The organism is Pseudomonas sp. GL_139_B (assembly GCF_057834475.1).
The window spans coordinates 229,554-244,624 of sequence record NZ_CM174403.1 but is presented as its reverse complement, the minus strand read 5'-3'; the positions used below and the strand labels follow the sequence as shown (position 1 = coordinate 244,624).

The following is a 15,071-nucleotide window of genomic DNA, read 5'->3' as shown; positions in this document are numbered from 1 at the left end:
TAATCGCGATGGCCTTGCTACAGCTGGAGCGCATCAGCGCACAGTACCCCGGCAGTCCGGAACCGGTACTGGCAGATATTTCCCTGAGCCTTGGGCCCCAGCAATTGCTGGTCGCCCTCGGCCCATCCGGCAGTGGCAAGACTTCGCTGTTGAACCTGATTGCCGGTTTTGTCGAGCCGAATGCCGGACGCATTACCCTTGATGGCGTGCCGGTCAAGGGCCCGAGTGCCGAGCGAGGCGTGGTGTTTCAGGACGACGCCTTACTGCCTTGGCAGGATGTGCTGGCCAACGTCGGATTCGGTCTGGAACTGGCCGGTGTGTCCCAGGAAAAACGCGAATTCCGCGCCCGGGAAATGCTCGCGCTGGTCGACCTTACCGGTTTCGAAAACCGTCGCATCTGGCAGCTCTCGGGCGGTCAGAAGCAACGTGTAGGCCTGGCTCGCGCATTGGCTGCCGATCCTCGTGTTTTGCTCATGGACGAGCCCTTCGGCGCCCTCGATGCCTTCACCCGCGAACAGATGCAAGAGTTGCTGCTGCAAGTCTGGCAGCGCACCGCCAAACCGGTATTTTTGATAACCCACGACATTGAAGAAGCGGTGTTCCTCGCCACGGATCTGATTCTGTTGGCGCCCAATCCCGGGCAAATCGTCGAGCGCCTGAGCCTGGATTTCGGCCAGCGTTACGCCGCCGGTGAGTCGGCTCGGGCGATCAAATCCGATCCACGCTTTATCGAAACCCGCGAACACGTACTTGCCAAAGTTTTCTCCCAGCGGAAGGAGCGCGCATGAGCAGCTATGAAATTCCGGCCGTAGCGCTGAAATCGAGTTCGAAGGTAATTGCGGTTCGTCGCAGTCTCAGCACGCGCTGGATCAGCGTGCTCACGCTGGTTGTCCTTGTTGCTATCTGGTGGGCCGTGACCGCTACGGGAATGATCGAACCGCTGTTCCTGCCGCCTCCGTCCGCCGTGCTGCAAAAGGGCTGGCTGCTGGTGACCACCGGCTACATGGATTCGACGTTGTGGCAGCACTTGGGCGCGAGCCTCAGCCGAATCGGCCTGGGCCTGGGCTTTGCCGTGTTGACGGCGGTGCCGGTCGGCATCGCCATCGGCCATAACCGCATCGCGCGCGGCATTCTTGATCCGCTGATCGAGTTCTACCGCCCTATTCCTCCGCTGGCCTATTTGCCGCTGATCGTGATCTGGTGCGGCATTGGTGAGCTGTCGAAGGTGTTGTTGATCTACCTGGCGATTTTCGCCCCGATTGCCATCGCCACCGCGACCGGCGTGCGCACCGTAGACCCGGCCAAATTACGTGCCGCGCAGTCGTTGGGCGCGACCCGCGCTCAGTTGATTCGTCATGTGATTTTGCCAAGTGCCTTGCCGGACATTTTGACCGGTGTGCGCATCGGGCTGGGCGTGGGCTGGTCGACCCTGGTCGCCGCCGAATTGATCGCCGCCACCAGCGGGTTGGGCTTCATGGTGCAGTCGGCCGCGCAGTTCCTGGTCACCGATGTGGTGGTGCTGGGGATTCTGGTGATCGCGCTGATTGCCTTCGCCATGGAAATGGGCCTGCGCGCCCTGCAACGCAAACTGGTGCCATGGCACGGCCAGGCTCACTAAAAAATCATCATGTGAACAACCCTGTGGGAGCGAGCCTGCTCGCGAATGCTGAGTGTCAGCCAAAGCTGCTGCAACTGATCCACCGCTTTCGCGAGCAGGCTCGCTCCCACACAAAGCACGACCCCTGAATTTAAAGAGAACCACCATGAGCCAGTTGACCATCGTTCCTCTAAGCTCCGCCCTCGGCGCACAGATCAGCGGCGTCGACATCAGCCAACCGCTGACCCCGGAACAACGCGAGGCCATTGAACAAGCCCTGCTCAAACATCAAGTGCTGTTCTTCCGCGACCAGCCGATCACCCCACAACAGCAAGCACGCTTCGCCGCCAATTTCGGCGACCTGCACATCCACCCGATCTACCCGAATGTGCCGGAACAACCGGAAGTGCTGATCCTCGACACCGCCGTCACTGACGTGCGCGATAACGCGATCTGGCACACCGACGTGACCTTCCTGCCGACCCCGGCCATGGGTGCAGTGCTCAGCGCCAAACTGTTGCCGGAGTTTGGTGGCGACACGTTGTGGGCCAGCGGGATTGCAGCGTATGAAGCGCTGTCGGCACCGATGAAAAACTTGCTTGAGGGGTTGACCGCAACCCACGATTTCACCCGTTCGTTTCCGCTGGAGCGTTATGGCAATACGCCCGAAGCACTGGCTCAGTGGGAAGAAGCGCGGCGCAAGAATCCGCCGTTATCGCACCCGGTGATCCGCACCCACCCGGTGAGCGGACGCCGCTCGTTGTTCGTCAACGAAGGCTTCACGTCGAAGATCAATGAGCTGTCGGAATCCGAGAGCGAAGCGATTTTGAAGTGGTTGTTTGCTCATACGACGCGGCCGGAATTTACCATTCGCTGGCGCTGGCAGAAGGATGACGTGGCGTTTTGGGATAACCGCGTGACTCAACATTACGCCGTGGATGACTACCGGCCGGCGCGACGGGTGATGCAGCGGGCGACGGTGCTGGGGGATGTGCCGTTTTTCCGGTAATCCCTGAATGATTCAGTGTTTGTTATGGCACCATCGCGAGCAGGCTCGCGATGGCGGTCAGACAGGCGCCGGGAAAATCCGGCGCCGAAGGCTTACTCAGCCGTTGAAGGCTTCTCCCAAAGATTAATCCCGCCTTCCTGGGCAAACCGGTCAATCTCCGCCAATTCTTCAACGCTAAAGCTCAAGTTCTTCAACGCCCCGACGTTCTCGATAATCTGCTCCGGCCGGCTCGCACCGATCAGCGCCGACGTCACCCGCGGGTCACGCAGCGTCCACGCCAACGCCAGTTGTGCCAGACTCTGCCCGCGACGCTTGGCAATCTCATTGAGCCCACGCACATGAGCAATGTTGGCCTCAGACAAGTGCGAGGACTGCAACGAACCACCGCCCGGACGATTGACCCGCGCATCCTGCGGAATGCCGTTGAGGTATTTATCGGTCAGCAGCCCCTGCGCCAACGGCGTGAAGGCAATCACGCCAGTGCCGAGTTCATCAGTGACATCCAGCAGGTCTTTTTCAACCCAACGATTGAGCAGGTTGTACGCCGGCTGATGAATCAGCAATGGCACTTTCCACTCTTTCAACAGTGTCGCCATTTCACGGGTTTTCACCCCGGAATACGACGAGATGCCGATGTACAACGCCTTACCCTGCTGCACCGCAGTGGCCAGTGCGCTGGCAGTTTCTTCCAGTGGGGTGTCCGGGTCGAATCGGTGCGAGTAGAAAATATCCACATAATCCAGCCCCAGGCGCTGCAGGCTCTGATCCAGGCTGGCCAGCACGTATTTGCGCGAACCTCCGCCCTGCCCGTAAGGACCGGGCCACATGTCCCAACCGGCCTTGCTGGAGATGATCAACTCATCGCGATACTGCTTGAAGTCTTCACGCAGCAAACGGCCAAAGTTGATCTCGGCGCTGCCGTACGGCGGGCCATAGTTGTTGGCCAGGTCAAAGTGGTTGATGCCAAGATCGAACGCCGTGCGCAGCAACGCGCGCTGGGTATCGATTGGCGTGCTGTCACCGAAGTTGTGCCACAGCCCCAGGGACAACGCCGGCAGCACCAAACCGCTGCGGCCTACGCGGCGGTAAGGAATGGAATCGTAGCGGTTTTCGGCAGCGGTATAGGTCATCGAATCCTCTCTTGTCGGTCTTGAATGCGGTATCGACTGCGTCGCAAGTTGCCCAGCATACGCCCAGACAAACGCCGATAAACCTCGGACTCGAGAAAATGCTGAAACGTTTCACAGATATTGAATCTGACTCACCTTATGCCGACAACTCACGCAACGCAGCAGCCGCTAAAAACCCGGATCTTGAGCTGTAGCGCTGATCTCGCCTGACTGTCTGGTCAATACGCTCAAGCAACTGCTCGGGAAGCGTGGCATTGAAGCGCACTGACTTGCCGAAGTAAGGCGTGATATCGAACTCGACCACCCCCCACACACCGCCCGCGTAATCGGGGTTATCCAGATGAGCATCAATCTCTTGCACCTGAGGCAATGGATCACCATCGGCGACCAGGCCTTCATAGTGCAACGCCAACGCCTCCTTCACGTTTTCAAATGCCTGCGCCACCGTAGCGCCCGCGGAGAAACAACCCGGCACGTCCGGGATAATCACTCCGTATTCTGAGTCGGCATCCTTGTGCAGAACGACCGGGAATTTCATTTCAGTGTGTCCTTCCTTTGATGTGGCCTCTTCGAGGCTCTCGTTTCCGATGCCGGGCCTCATTTCAGACCCGCCTGTTTCAATATGCTGTTGATCGTCCCTTTTGGAAGATCTAAATCAGGGTGCTTTATCGTTACCCTGCCTGGCTTACACAAATGCTTGTACTGATGGTGACTGCCTTTAACGGCCACCAGAGACCAACCATCCTCCTCGATCATCCTGATCATTTCCCGACTTCGCATCACCTTCGTCCTTGTGGGCAGCATCTGCCGAGCACATTACGCGATGACCGCAGGCCTTATACACACAATACACACTCTGATAAATACTAGCGGAATGCAAGCTGGTCAGATTGCCCGTAGACCACCGGCTACCGCGCGCCCGCAAACACTTCCCCCAACCAATCCACAAACACCCGAACCCGTGGCGACATGTGTCGGTTATGCGGATACAACACCGAAACCGGCATCGGTGGTGGCGGCATATCGGTGAGGACTTCCCGCACGAGTCCCTGGGAAATCTGCGTTTCCATCCGGTAATGCGGGCACTGGATCAGCCCGAGCCCGGCGATCGCCGAGGCGGCGTAGATTTCTGCGCCGAACACTGAAAGCGCGCCGTCGATGGCGACTTCCTTGAGTTCGCCATTCACCATGAATTCGAACGGAAACAACTTGGCGGTGGTGCGCGAGGCGTAGTTCACCGCGCGGTGATGCTTGAGGTCGTCGAGGGTTTTCGGTTCGCCGAATTTGCGCAAGTACGCAGGGCTGGCGCAGGTGATCTGGCGCAGGTTGGCGATGCGTTTAACGATGAGCGCCGAATCAGTCAGCGTGCCGGCACGCAGCACGCAGTCGACGCCTTCGGCGATCAAGTCGACAAAGCGGTCGGACTCGCTGATAGACAGTTCGATCTGCGGGTAGCGCTCCATGAATTGCGGCAATGCCGGGATCACAAAACTTTTGGCCAACGTCCCGTGCAGGTCGACACGTAACCGGCCTTTAGGTGCACAGCCACGAAACGCCAGCTCGGCCTCTTCCAGCTCCGCCAGCAGTTGCACGCAACGCAGGTAATACGCCTCGCCGTCCAGCGTCGCACGCACCTTGCGCGTACTACGCTCCAGCAACCGCGTGCCGAGCCAGGCTTCGAACTGGTTCAGGGTGTGCGTCAACGTCGCGCGCGGCAGGTTCAGGTCGTCGGCCGCCAGGGTGAAGCTGCTGCGCTCGTAGATCCGCACGAACACCTTCATCGCTTTGACTTGATCCAAGCGAACCTCCAATTGTTGGCGATTATTGAACAGTCAAGGCAACTCTCATGCATTTATCGACCTGAGTAAACATGTGAATCTGGCTTCACACCGAGCCAAACACCTCATCAGGAATCCACACCATGACTACTCAGAAAGTTGCCATCGTCACCGGCGCCTCCCGCGGCATCGGCGCCGTGATTGCCAGACAACTGGCCAGCGACGGTTTCGCCGTCGCCATCAATTACGCTAGCAGCGCCACTGAAGCTTCGGCCCTGGTGGTGGAATTGCGCCAGGCCGGCCATCAAGCCATAGCGATCAAGGCTGATGTGGCCAACGCTGACGACGTGCGCCGGATGTTCGACGAGACTGAAACACAACTGGGGAAAGTCGACGTGCTGGTCAACAACGCCGGCATTCTCAAGGTGATGCCACTGGCGCAGCACACCGATGAGCTGTTCGAACAGACCTTCAACATCCACGCACGCGGCACCTTCAACACCTTGCGCGAAGCGGCGACGCGATTGAACAGTGGCGGGCGGATCGTCAATTTTTCCAGCAGCACCGTCGGCCTGAACTTGCCGGGTTACGCGGTGTACATCGCCAGCAAAGCGGCGGTGGAATCGCTGACTCAGGTGTTTGCCAAGGAAATGCGCGGGCGCAATATCACCGTGAATGCCGTGGCGCCGGGGCCGGTGGCCACCGAGCTGTTTTTGCATGGCAAGAGTGAGGAACAGATTCAGAATTTCGCGAAGATGCCTCCGCTGGAACGCCTGGGTCAGCCGGAAGATATTGCTCGGGTGGTGTCGTTTTTGGTGGGGCCGGATTCGGCTTGGGTCAATGGACAGATTTTGCGCGCTAATGGTGGGTTGGTTTAACTAAGCTCAATCCGAGACCATAGTGACCCTTTCGCGAGCAGGCTCGCTCCCACATGAGATCGAGGTCTAATGTGGGAGCGAGCCTGCTCGCGAAGGCGGCCGATCAGGCAACAAAAATCTGAAGGATGGACCTCACCATGCACACAGCCATCATCATCACCTTCGGCCTGGCCCTCCTCGCCCTGATGCTGTTCATCGGCGAGAAAATCGGCTTCAGCCGCCAGACACTGACCTACAGCTTTGTGGTCCTGTGGCTGGCGCTGACGGTGATCAACGGCGCCATCGGCGTGGTCACTGCCGGACAGCCCTTGAGTTCAGAGCTGGTGATCGGCACGGTGGTGTTCAGTGTGCCGGTGGCAGCGCTGGTGCTGTTCATGGTGATGAACGCCGAGGCCTGAAACAGGCCCCGCACGGCTAACGTACCAAATGTAAAAACTGCAGATGCCGTTCGTACTGATCAAGGATGTCGTTAATGATCTGATCCTTGGTGTAACCCACCAGATCGTAGTCCTGACTGCCTTCGCTCAAATGCACTTCTGCCCGGTAGTAACGACGGTTATTGAGTTGCTTGGACCCCATCCCGCCACGGGCAAACGATGGCGTGAAATAGCCGCGCATCTGCACCTGATAAATAAACGGATGCTCTTCACCGTGACCGATTTCCAGGCTGACGCTGTCGTTGGCCGGGTCCGGTTGCGTGATCACATTCAACCCCTTCTCGACGAACACCGCCGACACTTCCTCAATCGCCGGACGCACCGTTGTATCGAGAAAACGGTACACCTCATCCCGGGACGGGAAGTGCACCGCCTGACTCAAGCGCTGACGCCAGCCACCCTTGCCACGCCTTGAACCGGAAACAGGTGCCAGCGAATGCAGCTGCGCGATCTGCTTCTGGGACTCCAGGTAAAACGCCTTGTGCAGCCCCCACATCATCAACAGCAGGATCAGCGAGAACGGCAGCGAGGTCAGCACCACCGCCGACTTCAACGCATCGATGCTGCCGGAGAACAACAGCGCACTGGTCACCAGCGCGGTCATCGCGCCCCAGAACACCCGCAACCATTTCGGCCCGTCTTCATCCGGGTTGCCACCCTTGGCGGACAACGTCGACAGCACCACCGTGCCGGAGTCGGCCGAGGTGACGAAGAACACGAAGCTGATGAACACCGTCACGGCGATAACGGTTTTGCTCCACGGGTAGGTTTCCAGCAGCAGGTAGAGGGTCATCGACGGGTTGTCGATGGCCGACATGCCGAGCGCGCTCATGCCGTGGTTGAGCACCTGATCGATGGCGCTGTTGCCGAAGATCGACATCCACGCCAGGGTGAAGCCGAGCGGGATCAGCAGCACGCCAAAGACGAATTCGCGGATGGTCCGGCCACGGGAAATCCGCGCAATGAACAGGCCCACAAACGGCGACCATGCGATCCACCAGGCCCAGTAGAACACTGTCCAGCCGCCGAGCCAGTCGCTGGGTTTGTCGTAGGCGTACAGATCGAAACTCTTCATCGGCAAGGCGCCGAGGTAGTCACCGATGTTCTGGATCAGCGTGTTCAGCAAGTGCTGGGTGGGGCCGGCGAACAACACGAACAGCAGCAGCGCGCAGGCCAGCAGCATGTTGATGTCGGACATCACCCGCACGCCTTTATCGACGCCGGACACCGCGACGATAATCGCCGCGCCCATCATCAACGTGATCAGGCCGACCTGAATCCACTGGGTATGGGCGATGCCGAACAGGTAGTCCAACCCGGAGTTGAGGTGCAGCACACCGAAGCCCATGTCGGCACCGAGGCCGAACACCGTGGCGATGATGCCGAAGCCGTCCACCGCATAACCGATGGGGCCGTTGATGCGCTTGCCGATCAGCGGATACAGCGCCGAACGCAGGGCCAGCGGCAGGTTGTGCCGGTAGGCAAAGTAAGCCAGCGCCATGCCGACAAAAGCGAACACGCCCCAGCCGTGCAGGCCCCAGTGCAGAAACAGAATCTGCATCGCCTGACGCGCAGCCTCCGGCGTACCGGCCTCGCCTTGTGGTGGTTGCGCCAAGTGGGTCAGCGGTTCGGATACGCAAAAGAAAAACAGCGTGATGCTGATCCCGGCGGCGAACAGCATGCCGGCCCAGGACAGGTAACTGAATTCGGGTTCGTCGTGGTCGGCACCGAGCTTTATCTTGCCGTAGCCGGACAAGGCGGTGACCACCACGAAGACCAGATACAGGGTCATCGCGAGCATGTAGTACCAGCCGACCGTATTGGCCGCCCAGTTTTGCGCCGCCAGCAACCAGGCACCGGCCTGTTCAGGCATGGCGATAACGACAATGCCGAAGAGCAGAATGAAGCTCGCCGAGAAGTAGAACACCGGCGGATTCATGCGGACCAGACCGCTGGGAGGAAGGGACGATGCACTCATGTAGCGTGCACCTCGACGGGGTAAAACGTGGCTGTAGAAATCGGACTCAGCAAAGGCAAGCCTCCTGTTGTGAGCGGGCAGCTAACTGCCGGTTTAACTTGAATGAACGTTCAAGTTAAACATGGATAGGGGGCTAAGGACTAATCCTGAGGCTCGGCGGTACTGTTCGTACGCTAGCTCAAGGATGGGTAAGAGGAGGTTTTTTGAGGATTCGTTCAGTTGAGATTTAGCTGAATGCGATTATCTCGGTTCGCTTGAAACCAATCGCGAGCAGGCTCACTCCTACAGTGGTTTTGTGTCAGCCCATACCCTGGTGAACACTACAAAAACCCTGTGGGAGCGAGCCTGCTCGCGATGAGGCCGGATCAGTCAGTCCAGATTCCGGCTCTACTTCTGCGTCCCATCATCATGCTGCAAATTCGCCTGCGTCAGGTTGCACCCCGCCGGCACGCTACGGGTCAGCCAGACATTGCCGCCAATGGTCGAGCCTTTGCCAATCGTGATCCGCCCAAGAATCGTCGCCCCGGCATAGATCACCACGTCATCCTCCACGATTGGATGGCGCGGATGGCCCTTTTGCAACTGACCGTCCTCATCAGACGGGAAGCGCTTGGCGCCCAACGTGACCGCCTGATAAATCCGAACCCGTTCGCCAATAATCGCGGTTTCACCGATTACCACACCCGTCCCGTGATCAATGAAGAAGCTGCGACCGATCTGCGCGCCAGGGTGAATGTCGATACCGGTGGCCGAGTGGGCGATTTCCGAACTGATCCGTGCCAACAGAGGTAAACCGGCTCGATACAAATGGTGGGCCAGACGATGGTGAATCACCGCCAGAATGCCTGGGTAGCAGAGCAACACCTCATCAACGCTGCGCGCCGCCGGGTCGCCGTGATAGGCCGCCAGCACATCGCTATCCAGCAACCTGCGCAGACCCGGCAAGGCGAGCGCGAAGTCCTGAATGATCTGAATGGTGTTGGCCTCGATCTCAGCGTCCGCCTGCTGACTGTGGCGAGCGGCATAGCGCAATTCGAGCCGTGCCTGCGCCAGCAGCGCGTTCAACGCCACATCAAGAGTGTGGCCGACGTAGAAGTTTTCACTCTCTTCGCGCAAATCCACCGGCCCCAGACGCATCGGGAACAACGCCCCGCAGAGCGCTTCAAGAATCTCCGCCATGGCCGCACGCGACGGTAATTCACGCCCGCCCTGCTCGGTACTGGCACGACCATTTTGTGCACGCCACTCGTCACGCGCCGTGCGCAGTTGGCTGACGATGGTCTGCAATTGCCAATGACTGGAACGCTCGATCACGGTAAAAAACTCCTCACGGGCGGCCGGACTGTCTGGCCGCGCTGACGGCGTTTACTTTACGGCAAGGTCTTGAGGCCGAATTAAGAACCAATTGTGCAGAGCTCAGAATCTTTGGCTATAAGCGATTGGCGGTTGCCCAGGCAAATGGGCGTGCCTATAGTCCTGACATCTTTCTGCGCCAGTACGGACCCATGATCAAACAACAGCTCGCTCGCTTTAACCGTCTCGATTTACTCGGCCACCCCACTGCCCTGGAAAAACTTGAACGTTTGTCGACCTGGCTGGGCCGCGATGTGTACGTCAAACGCGATGACCTGACGCCGCTGGCAATGGGCGGCAACAAGCTGCGCAAGCTTGAATACCTCGCCGCCGATGCACTGGCACAAGGTGCCGACACGCTCATCACGGCTGGCGCGCTCCAATCCAACCATGTGCGCCAAACAGCGGCCATTGCCGCCAAGCTGGGCCTGGATTGCGTTGCGCTGCTGGAAAACCCGTTAGGCACCGACGACGCCAACTATCTCGGCAACGGCAATCGCCTGTTGCTGGACCTGTTCGATGCCAAGGTCGAGCTGGTGGAAAACCTCGACAACGCCGACGAGCAATTGCAGGCCCTGGCCGAGCGCCTGCGCAATAACGGCAAGAAGCCGTACTTGGTGCCGATTGGTGGTTCGAATGCCTTGGGCGCGTTGGGTTATGTGCGCGCCGGGCTGGAACTGGCCGAGCAGATCAAGGACACCGGCCTGAAGTTTGCAGCCGTGGTCCTGGCATCGGGCAGCGCCGGCACCCACAGCGGTCTGGCGCTGGCGCTGAGTGAAACACTGCCGGATTTGCCAGTGATCGGCGTCACGGTTTCCCGTAGCGATGAAGATCAACGACCGAAAGTCCAGGGGCTCGCCGAACGTACGGCCGAACTGCTCGGCGTGCAGTTGCCGGCGAGTTTCAAAATTGAACTGTGGGACGAATATTTCGGGCCGCGTTATGGCGAGCCGAATGCCGGAACACTGGCGGCCGTGAAGCTACTGGCGAGTCAGGAAGGTTTGTTGCTGGACCCGGTCTACACCGGCAAAGCCATGGCCGGGTTGCTAGACGGGATCGGACGTGGGCGCTTCGATGAGGGGCCGATTATCTTCCTCCACACCGGTGGGGCGCCGGCGTTGTTTGCCTATAAAGACTTTCTGTAGCCGATCAACTATACGATTGGGGAATAACTAGAGCAATATTCAGTATTTTCCAATCTAAAGGCGTCGTCATATAGTCGCGCCGCAGGCGAATTTGCAGCGAGACGCATATGCTGCTTTAGGGCAGGATATCGCAGTCGTCGAAATCCCGAATTTGCCAACTTTCCTAAAGCGTCTTCAATAAGAAAACACAGGGGCTTGTCATGAATTTTTCCGCACTACGTCGAAACCTGCTGGTTGGTTCACTGGGCCTGGCGCTGAGCGCCGGTTTGCTGGGCCAGGCGGTTGCCGGTGAGCAACTGCAAAAAATCAAAGACGCTGGCGTGATCAACGTCGGCCTGGAAGGCACTTATCCACCGTTCAGCTACGTCGACGCCGACGGCAAACTGTCCGGCTTCGAAGTCGATCTCTCCGAAGCATTGGCTCAAAAGCTGGGCGTCAAAGCCAAGATTCAGCCTACCAAATGGGACGGAATCCTCGCCGCACTGGAATCCAAGCGCCTGGACATAGTGGTCAATCAGGTAACCATCTCCGACGAACGTAAGAAGAAGTATGACTTCTCCGAGCCGTACACCATCTCCGGGATTCAGGCACTGGTGCTCAAGGACAAGGAAGCCGCGCTGAACATCAAGAGCGCCGCTGACCTGGCCGGCAAGAAAGTCGGTGTAGGCCTGGGTACCAACTACGAACAGTGGGTCCGAGCCAACGTGCCGGGGGCTGACGTGCGCACCTACGACGATGATCCGACCAAGTTCGCTGACCTGAACAACGGCCGTACCGACGCCATCCTGATCGACCGCCTGGCTGCGCTTGAATACGCCAAGAAAGCACCGAAAACCGTCGCTGCCGGTCAAGCGTTCTCCCGCCAGGAAGCCGGTATTGCCCTGCGCAAAGGTGAGCCGGAACTGCTGGCAGCCGTGAACAAGGCCCTCGATGAGCTGCGTGCCGACGGCACCCTGAAAAAGCTTTCGGAAAAATACTTCAGCGCTGACGTCACTCAATAATGGAAGAAGCTTTCCAACTCGCACTGGATTCCGCGCCCTTTCTGCTCAAGGGCGCGTATTACACAGTGATCCTCAGCCTGGGCGGAATGTTCTTCGGCCTGGTGATGGGTTTCGGCCTGGCACTGATGCGCCTGTCGCGCTTCAAGCTGGTGAGCTGGATCGCCCGCATCTACGTGTCGTTCTTTCGCGGCACGCCGTTGCTGGTGCAACTGTTCGTGATCTATTACGGCTTGCCGCAACTGGGTATCGAACTTGATCCGCTGCCGGCGGCCCTGATCGGCTTCTCGCTGAACATGGCTGCCTACGCCTGCGAAATCCTCCGTGCCGCGATCAGTTCCATCGAGCGTGGCCAGTGGGAAGCTGCCGCAAGTATCGGCATGACCCGTGCGCAAACCCTGCGCCGGGCCATCATCCCGCAAGCGATGCGCACGGCCTTGCCGCCGCTGGGCAACAGCTTCATTTCGCTGGTCAAGGACACGGCGCTGGCCGCCACCATTCAGGTGCCGGAGCTGTTCCGTCAGGCGCAGTTGATTACCGCCCGGACTTTCGAAGTCTTCACCATGTATCTTGCCGCCGCGCTGATCTACTGGATTCTGGCCACGGTGCTGTCGCACCTGCAGAACACGTTGGAAGCGCGGGTCAATCGGCACGACCAGGAGTCCTGACCCCATGATTGTCGTGGAAAAACTGACAAAGCAGTTCAAGGGTCAAGTCGTGCTCAACGGCATCGATCTTGAAGTGAAGGAAGGCGAGGTCGTGGCAATCATCGGGCCCAGCGGCTCGGGGAAAACCACATTCCTGCGTTGCCTGAATTTTCTCGAAGAACCCACCAGCGGCCGGATCAAGGTCGGCGACATCGAGATCGATGGCAGCCGCCCGCTGAACCAGCAGCAAGGTCTGGTTCGACGCCTGCGCCAACACGTCGGCTTCGTGTTTCAGAACTTCAACCTGTTCCCCCACCGCACCGCCCTGGAAAACGTCATCGAAGGCCCGATCATCGTGAAGAAGATCCCGCACGCCGAAGCCGTTGCCCTGGGTAAAAAGCTCTTGGCCAAGGTCGGTCTGGCGGGCAAGGAAGATGCTTACCCGCGACGACTGTCCGGTGGTCAGCAACAGCGTGTGGCGATTGCCCGTGCGCTGGCGATGGAGCCGGAAGTGATCCTGTTCGATGAGCCAACCTCGGCGCTCGATCCGGAACTGGTCGGTGAAGTGTTGGCGACCATCCGCGGCCTGGCCGAGGAAAAGCGCACCATGGTCATCGTCACTCATGAAATGGGTTTTGCCCGGGACGTGGCCAATCGTGTGGTGTTTTTCGACAAGGGTGTGATCGTTGAACAAGGTGAATCAAAAGCGTTGTTTGCCAACCCGAAAGAAGAACGCACCAAACAGTTCCTCAGCAAGTTCTTGAACAACGCCCACTAAAATATCGCTTCACTACTTGTTAACTTCCATGGATGGAAGTGACAACTACCTCGCCAACAAAATCCCCTTATGCCTACTTTCAGCCCCCCTACTTTAAATAATTCAGTCCATGCCTTGTGCGGTACATATATATGTCCTGCAACAGATCTTTCTCGCCTAATATTTTCAAAACCCAACGCTCGACATGGAGCAAGCCTCAGCCATCAGCAGCGTGGTTGAGCGGTTAAAATCGTCGACATGTTCGACAGCGCGCAGCACCTTATTAACTTCAACCCGTAGGATTATTCTGAATAACAGGTGATCCAACACTTAACTAGCCAACTCTATTGACACCTATTCAAGCGCACTCTTATCTAGTCGCCAACAGGCGCCAACCTTTGCACTTCGGCTTTATTCAGCTTCCAAGTAACAAGCCGATTTGTTGCCGGGTAATGCGCGCCTTTGAACTTTCAGAAACGGAACTTCGCTGCAAGGCTTCAAGGAGAAAAACCATGACAAGCACTTCGAACACACCCGAACTTGCGGCCCCGACCCTGGCGCAATCGCACAAGGCCGGGGTCAACATGATCTCGGCGACTCATCTCATGATCGACGTGGCGCCCTACCCCGGCATGGACGCAGGCGACCTGATCGAACTGTTCTGGGACAACTGCTACGTTGCATCCCGCGTGCTGGGCGCCGACGACATCGGTGAAATGATCTGCCTGCGCGTGCCGGAAAGCTTCATTGCCAACGGCACTGCACGCATTCATTACAAGGTCATGCAGGTAGGGCAAGGGCCCGCGTTGTCACCGACGACGCGGGTCCAGATCAAGCTGGATTGCCCTGGTGGCCCGCTACCGGCCCAGTGTGGCGACGAAAATCAAAGCCTGGTGCCGGTGGGCCTCCCCGAATCCATCCGCCGCCAAGGGGTCAATCCGAACCAGATCAAGCGTGGCGTACCTCTGACCATCGAGCCTTATTTGAACATGGCCGTCGACGACGAAATCACCCTGCGCTGGGGCGATGTGCGCATGGACCTGCCTCGGCTCAAGGCAGACGAAGTGGGCCAGCCGATTCAGGTCTGGGTGCCCCCGGCAATCATTCTCGAAGCCGGCGAAGACCTGCGGCTGGAAGTGACGTATTGCATCCTCGACCGCGTGGGTAACAACTCGCGTTGGGCGCCGCCGCGCTGGCTGAAGATTGGCTGCGCGAATCCCTATCTGAAGGCGCGGCCGAAGGAGCTGCTGATGGCGGCCGAACCCCGTAAACGCTGAGATCTCTGTGACACTGGACGACTCGATCCTGTAGCAGCTGGCGAAGCCTGCTGCTACAGGGGTATGTGCCAGCTCATAAAATGGGTG

Annotated in this window: 16 protein-coding genes; 10 read left to right on the top strand and 6 right to left on the bottom strand. The window is 58.6% G+C overall.

Going from position 1 to position 15,071, the window contains the following annotated elements:
- Positions 1 to 8 precede the first annotated feature (8 nt).
- From tauB to tauD, 3 genes are all read left to right on the top strand, one after another.
- Positions 9 to 788, top strand: coding sequence for a taurine ABC transporter ATP-binding subunit (tauB, locus tag AC3ISI_RS01100; RefSeq protein WP_489335088.1), 780 nt, complete (start codon positions 9 to 11; stop codon positions 786 to 788).
- Complete coding sequence (tauC, locus tag AC3ISI_RS01095) at positions 785 to 1,618, top strand: taurine ABC transporter permease TauC (protein ID WP_489335087.1); 834 nt, start codon at positions 785 to 787, stop codon at positions 1,616 to 1,618. Before tauB ends, tauC begins: the two co-directional genes overlap by 4 nt.
- A gap of 145 nt (positions 1,619 to 1,763) precedes the next feature.
- Positions 1,764 to 2,606, top strand: coding sequence for a taurine dioxygenase (gene tauD, locus AC3ISI_RS01090; RefSeq protein WP_489335086.1), 843 nt, complete (start codon positions 1,764 to 1,766; stop codon positions 2,604 to 2,606).
- Between the two features lie 92 nt (positions 2,607 to 2,698).
- On the opposite strand, the gene mgrA is transcribed toward tauD, so the two are convergent.
- From mgrA to AC3ISI_RS01070, 4 genes are all read right to left on the bottom strand, one after another.
- Positions 2,699 to 3,736, bottom strand: a complete 1,038-nt coding sequence (gene mgrA, locus AC3ISI_RS01085; RefSeq protein ID WP_489335085.1) for an L-glyceraldehyde 3-phosphate reductase — start codon at positions 3,734 to 3,736, stop codon at positions 2,699 to 2,701.
- A 136-nt stretch (positions 3,737 to 3,872) separates the two neighbouring features.
- Positions 3,873 to 4,337 (bottom strand): type II toxin-antitoxin system HicB family antitoxin, encoded by a 465-nt coding sequence (locus tag AC3ISI_RS01080; protein WP_489335084.1) that lies wholly within the window; start codon positions 4,335 to 4,337, stop codon positions 3,873 to 3,875.
- Positions 4,334 to 4,516 (bottom strand): type II toxin-antitoxin system HicA family toxin, encoded by a 183-nt coding sequence (locus tag AC3ISI_RS01075; RefSeq protein WP_489335083.1) that lies wholly within the window; start codon positions 4,514 to 4,516, stop codon positions 4,334 to 4,336. The genes AC3ISI_RS01080 and AC3ISI_RS01075 overlap by 4 nt, the downstream gene beginning before the upstream one ends.
- Before the next feature lie 128 nt (positions 4,517 to 4,644).
- Entirely contained in the window at positions 4,645 to 5,535 is an 891-nt protein-coding gene (locus tag AC3ISI_RS01070; RefSeq protein WP_489335082.1) for a LysR family transcriptional regulator, read from the bottom strand.
- A 122-nt stretch (positions 5,536 to 5,657) separates the two neighbouring features.
- On the opposite strand from AC3ISI_RS01070, the gene AC3ISI_RS01065 reads away from it, so the two are divergent.
- Positions 5,658 to 6,392, top strand: coding sequence for an SDR family oxidoreductase (locus AC3ISI_RS01065; protein ID WP_489335081.1), 735 nt, complete (start codon positions 5,658 to 5,660; stop codon positions 6,390 to 6,392).
- Between the two features lie 137 nt (positions 6,393 to 6,529).
- Positions 6,530 to 6,790 (top strand): hypothetical protein, encoded by a 261-nt coding sequence (locus AC3ISI_RS01060; protein WP_489335080.1) that lies wholly within the window; start codon positions 6,530 to 6,532, stop codon positions 6,788 to 6,790.
- 16 nt (positions 6,791 to 6,806) lie between these two features.
- Here AC3ISI_RS01060 and betT read toward each other — a convergent pair whose 3' ends face one another.
- Positions 6,807 to 8,768, bottom strand: coding sequence for a choline transporter BetT (gene betT / locus AC3ISI_RS01055; protein ID WP_489337604.1), 1,962 nt, complete (start codon positions 8,766 to 8,768; stop codon positions 6,807 to 6,809).
- A gap of 426 nt (positions 8,769 to 9,194) precedes the next feature.
- Positions 9,195 to 10,121 (bottom strand): serine O-acetyltransferase EpsC, encoded by a 927-nt coding sequence (gene epsC, locus AC3ISI_RS01050; RefSeq protein ID WP_489335079.1) that lies wholly within the window; start codon positions 10,119 to 10,121, stop codon positions 9,195 to 9,197.
- Positions 10,122 to 10,312: 191 nt separating this feature from the next.
- Here epsC and AC3ISI_RS01045 point away from each other — a divergent pair, with 191 nt between their 5' ends.
- The 5 genes from AC3ISI_RS01045 (at position 10,313) to AC3ISI_RS01025 (ending at position 14,984) form a co-directional block, all read left to right on the top strand.
- Positions 10,313 to 11,305, top strand: coding sequence for a D-cysteine desulfhydrase (locus AC3ISI_RS01045; protein ID WP_489335078.1), 993 nt, complete (start codon positions 10,313 to 10,315; stop codon positions 11,303 to 11,305).
- 200 nt (positions 11,306 to 11,505) lie between these two features.
- On the top strand, positions 11,506 to 12,306 hold the full coding sequence (gene tcyJ / locus AC3ISI_RS01040; protein ID WP_489335076.1) for a cystine ABC transporter substrate-binding protein: 801 nt from the start codon (positions 11,506 to 11,508) through the stop codon (positions 12,304 to 12,306).
- Positions 12,306 to 12,971: a cystine ABC transporter permease gene (gene tcyL, locus AC3ISI_RS01035; protein ID WP_489335075.1), complete on the top strand. Its 666-nt coding sequence runs from the start codon at positions 12,306 to 12,308 to the stop codon at positions 12,969 to 12,971. The genes tcyJ and tcyL overlap by 1 nt, the downstream gene beginning before the upstream one ends.
- A gap of 4 nt (positions 12,972 to 12,975) precedes the next feature.
- Positions 12,976 to 13,728 carry an L-cystine ABC transporter ATP-binding protein TcyN gene (tcyN, locus tag AC3ISI_RS01030; RefSeq protein ID WP_489335074.1) on the top strand — a complete coding sequence of 251 codons (753 nt, stop codon included), beginning with the start codon at positions 12,976 to 12,978 and terminating at the stop codon, positions 13,726 to 13,728.
- Positions 13,729 to 14,219: 491 nt separating this feature from the next.
- Positions 14,220 to 14,984 (top strand): hypothetical protein, encoded by a 765-nt coding sequence (locus AC3ISI_RS01025; protein WP_489335073.1) that lies wholly within the window; start codon positions 14,220 to 14,222, stop codon positions 14,982 to 14,984.
- Positions 14,985 to 15,071 lie beyond the last annotated feature (87 nt).

Coding starts and splice junctions, on each gene's coding strand:
- tauB (WP_489335088.1), top strand. CDS start 9: ATGGCCTTGCTACAGCTGGAGCGCATCAGCGCACAGTACCCCGGCAGT.
- tauC (WP_489335087.1), top strand. CDS start 785: ATGAGCAGCTATGAAATTCCGGCCGTAGCGCTGAAATCGAGTTCGAAG.
- tauD (WP_489335086.1), top strand. CDS start 1,764: ATGAGCCAGTTGACCATCGTTCCTCTAAGCTCCGCCCTCGGCGCACAG.
- mgrA (WP_489335085.1), bottom strand. CDS start 3,736: ATGACCTATACCGCTGCCGAAAACCGCTACGATTCCATTCCTTACCGC.
- AC3ISI_RS01080 (WP_489335084.1), bottom strand. CDS start 4,337: ATGAGGCCCGGCATCGGAAACGAGAGCCTCGAAGAGGCCACATCAAAG.
- AC3ISI_RS01075 (WP_489335083.1), bottom strand. CDS start 4,516: ATGCGAAGTCGGGAAATGATCAGGATGATCGAGGAGGATGGTTGGTCT.
- AC3ISI_RS01065 (WP_489335081.1), top strand. CDS start 5,658: ATGACTACTCAGAAAGTTGCCATCGTCACCGGCGCCTCCCGCGGCATC.
- AC3ISI_RS01060 (WP_489335080.1), top strand. CDS start 6,530: ATGCACACAGCCATCATCATCACCTTCGGCCTGGCCCTCCTCGCCCTG.
- betT (WP_489337604.1), bottom strand. CDS start 8,768: ATGAATCCGCCGGTGTTCTACTTCTCGGCGAGCTTCATTCTGCTCTTC.
- AC3ISI_RS01045 (WP_489335078.1), top strand. CDS start 10,313: ATGATCAAACAACAGCTCGCTCGCTTTAACCGTCTCGATTTACTCGGC.
- tcyJ (WP_489335076.1), top strand. CDS start 11,506: ATGAATTTTTCCGCACTACGTCGAAACCTGCTGGTTGGTTCACTGGGC.
- tcyL (WP_489335075.1), top strand. CDS start 12,306: ATGGAAGAAGCTTTCCAACTCGCACTGGATTCCGCGCCCTTTCTGCTC.
- tcyN (WP_489335074.1), top strand. CDS start 12,976: ATGATTGTCGTGGAAAAACTGACAAAGCAGTTCAAGGGTCAAGTCGTG.
- AC3ISI_RS01025 (WP_489335073.1), top strand. CDS start 14,220: ATGACAAGCACTTCGAACACACCCGAACTTGCGGCCCCGACCCTGGCG.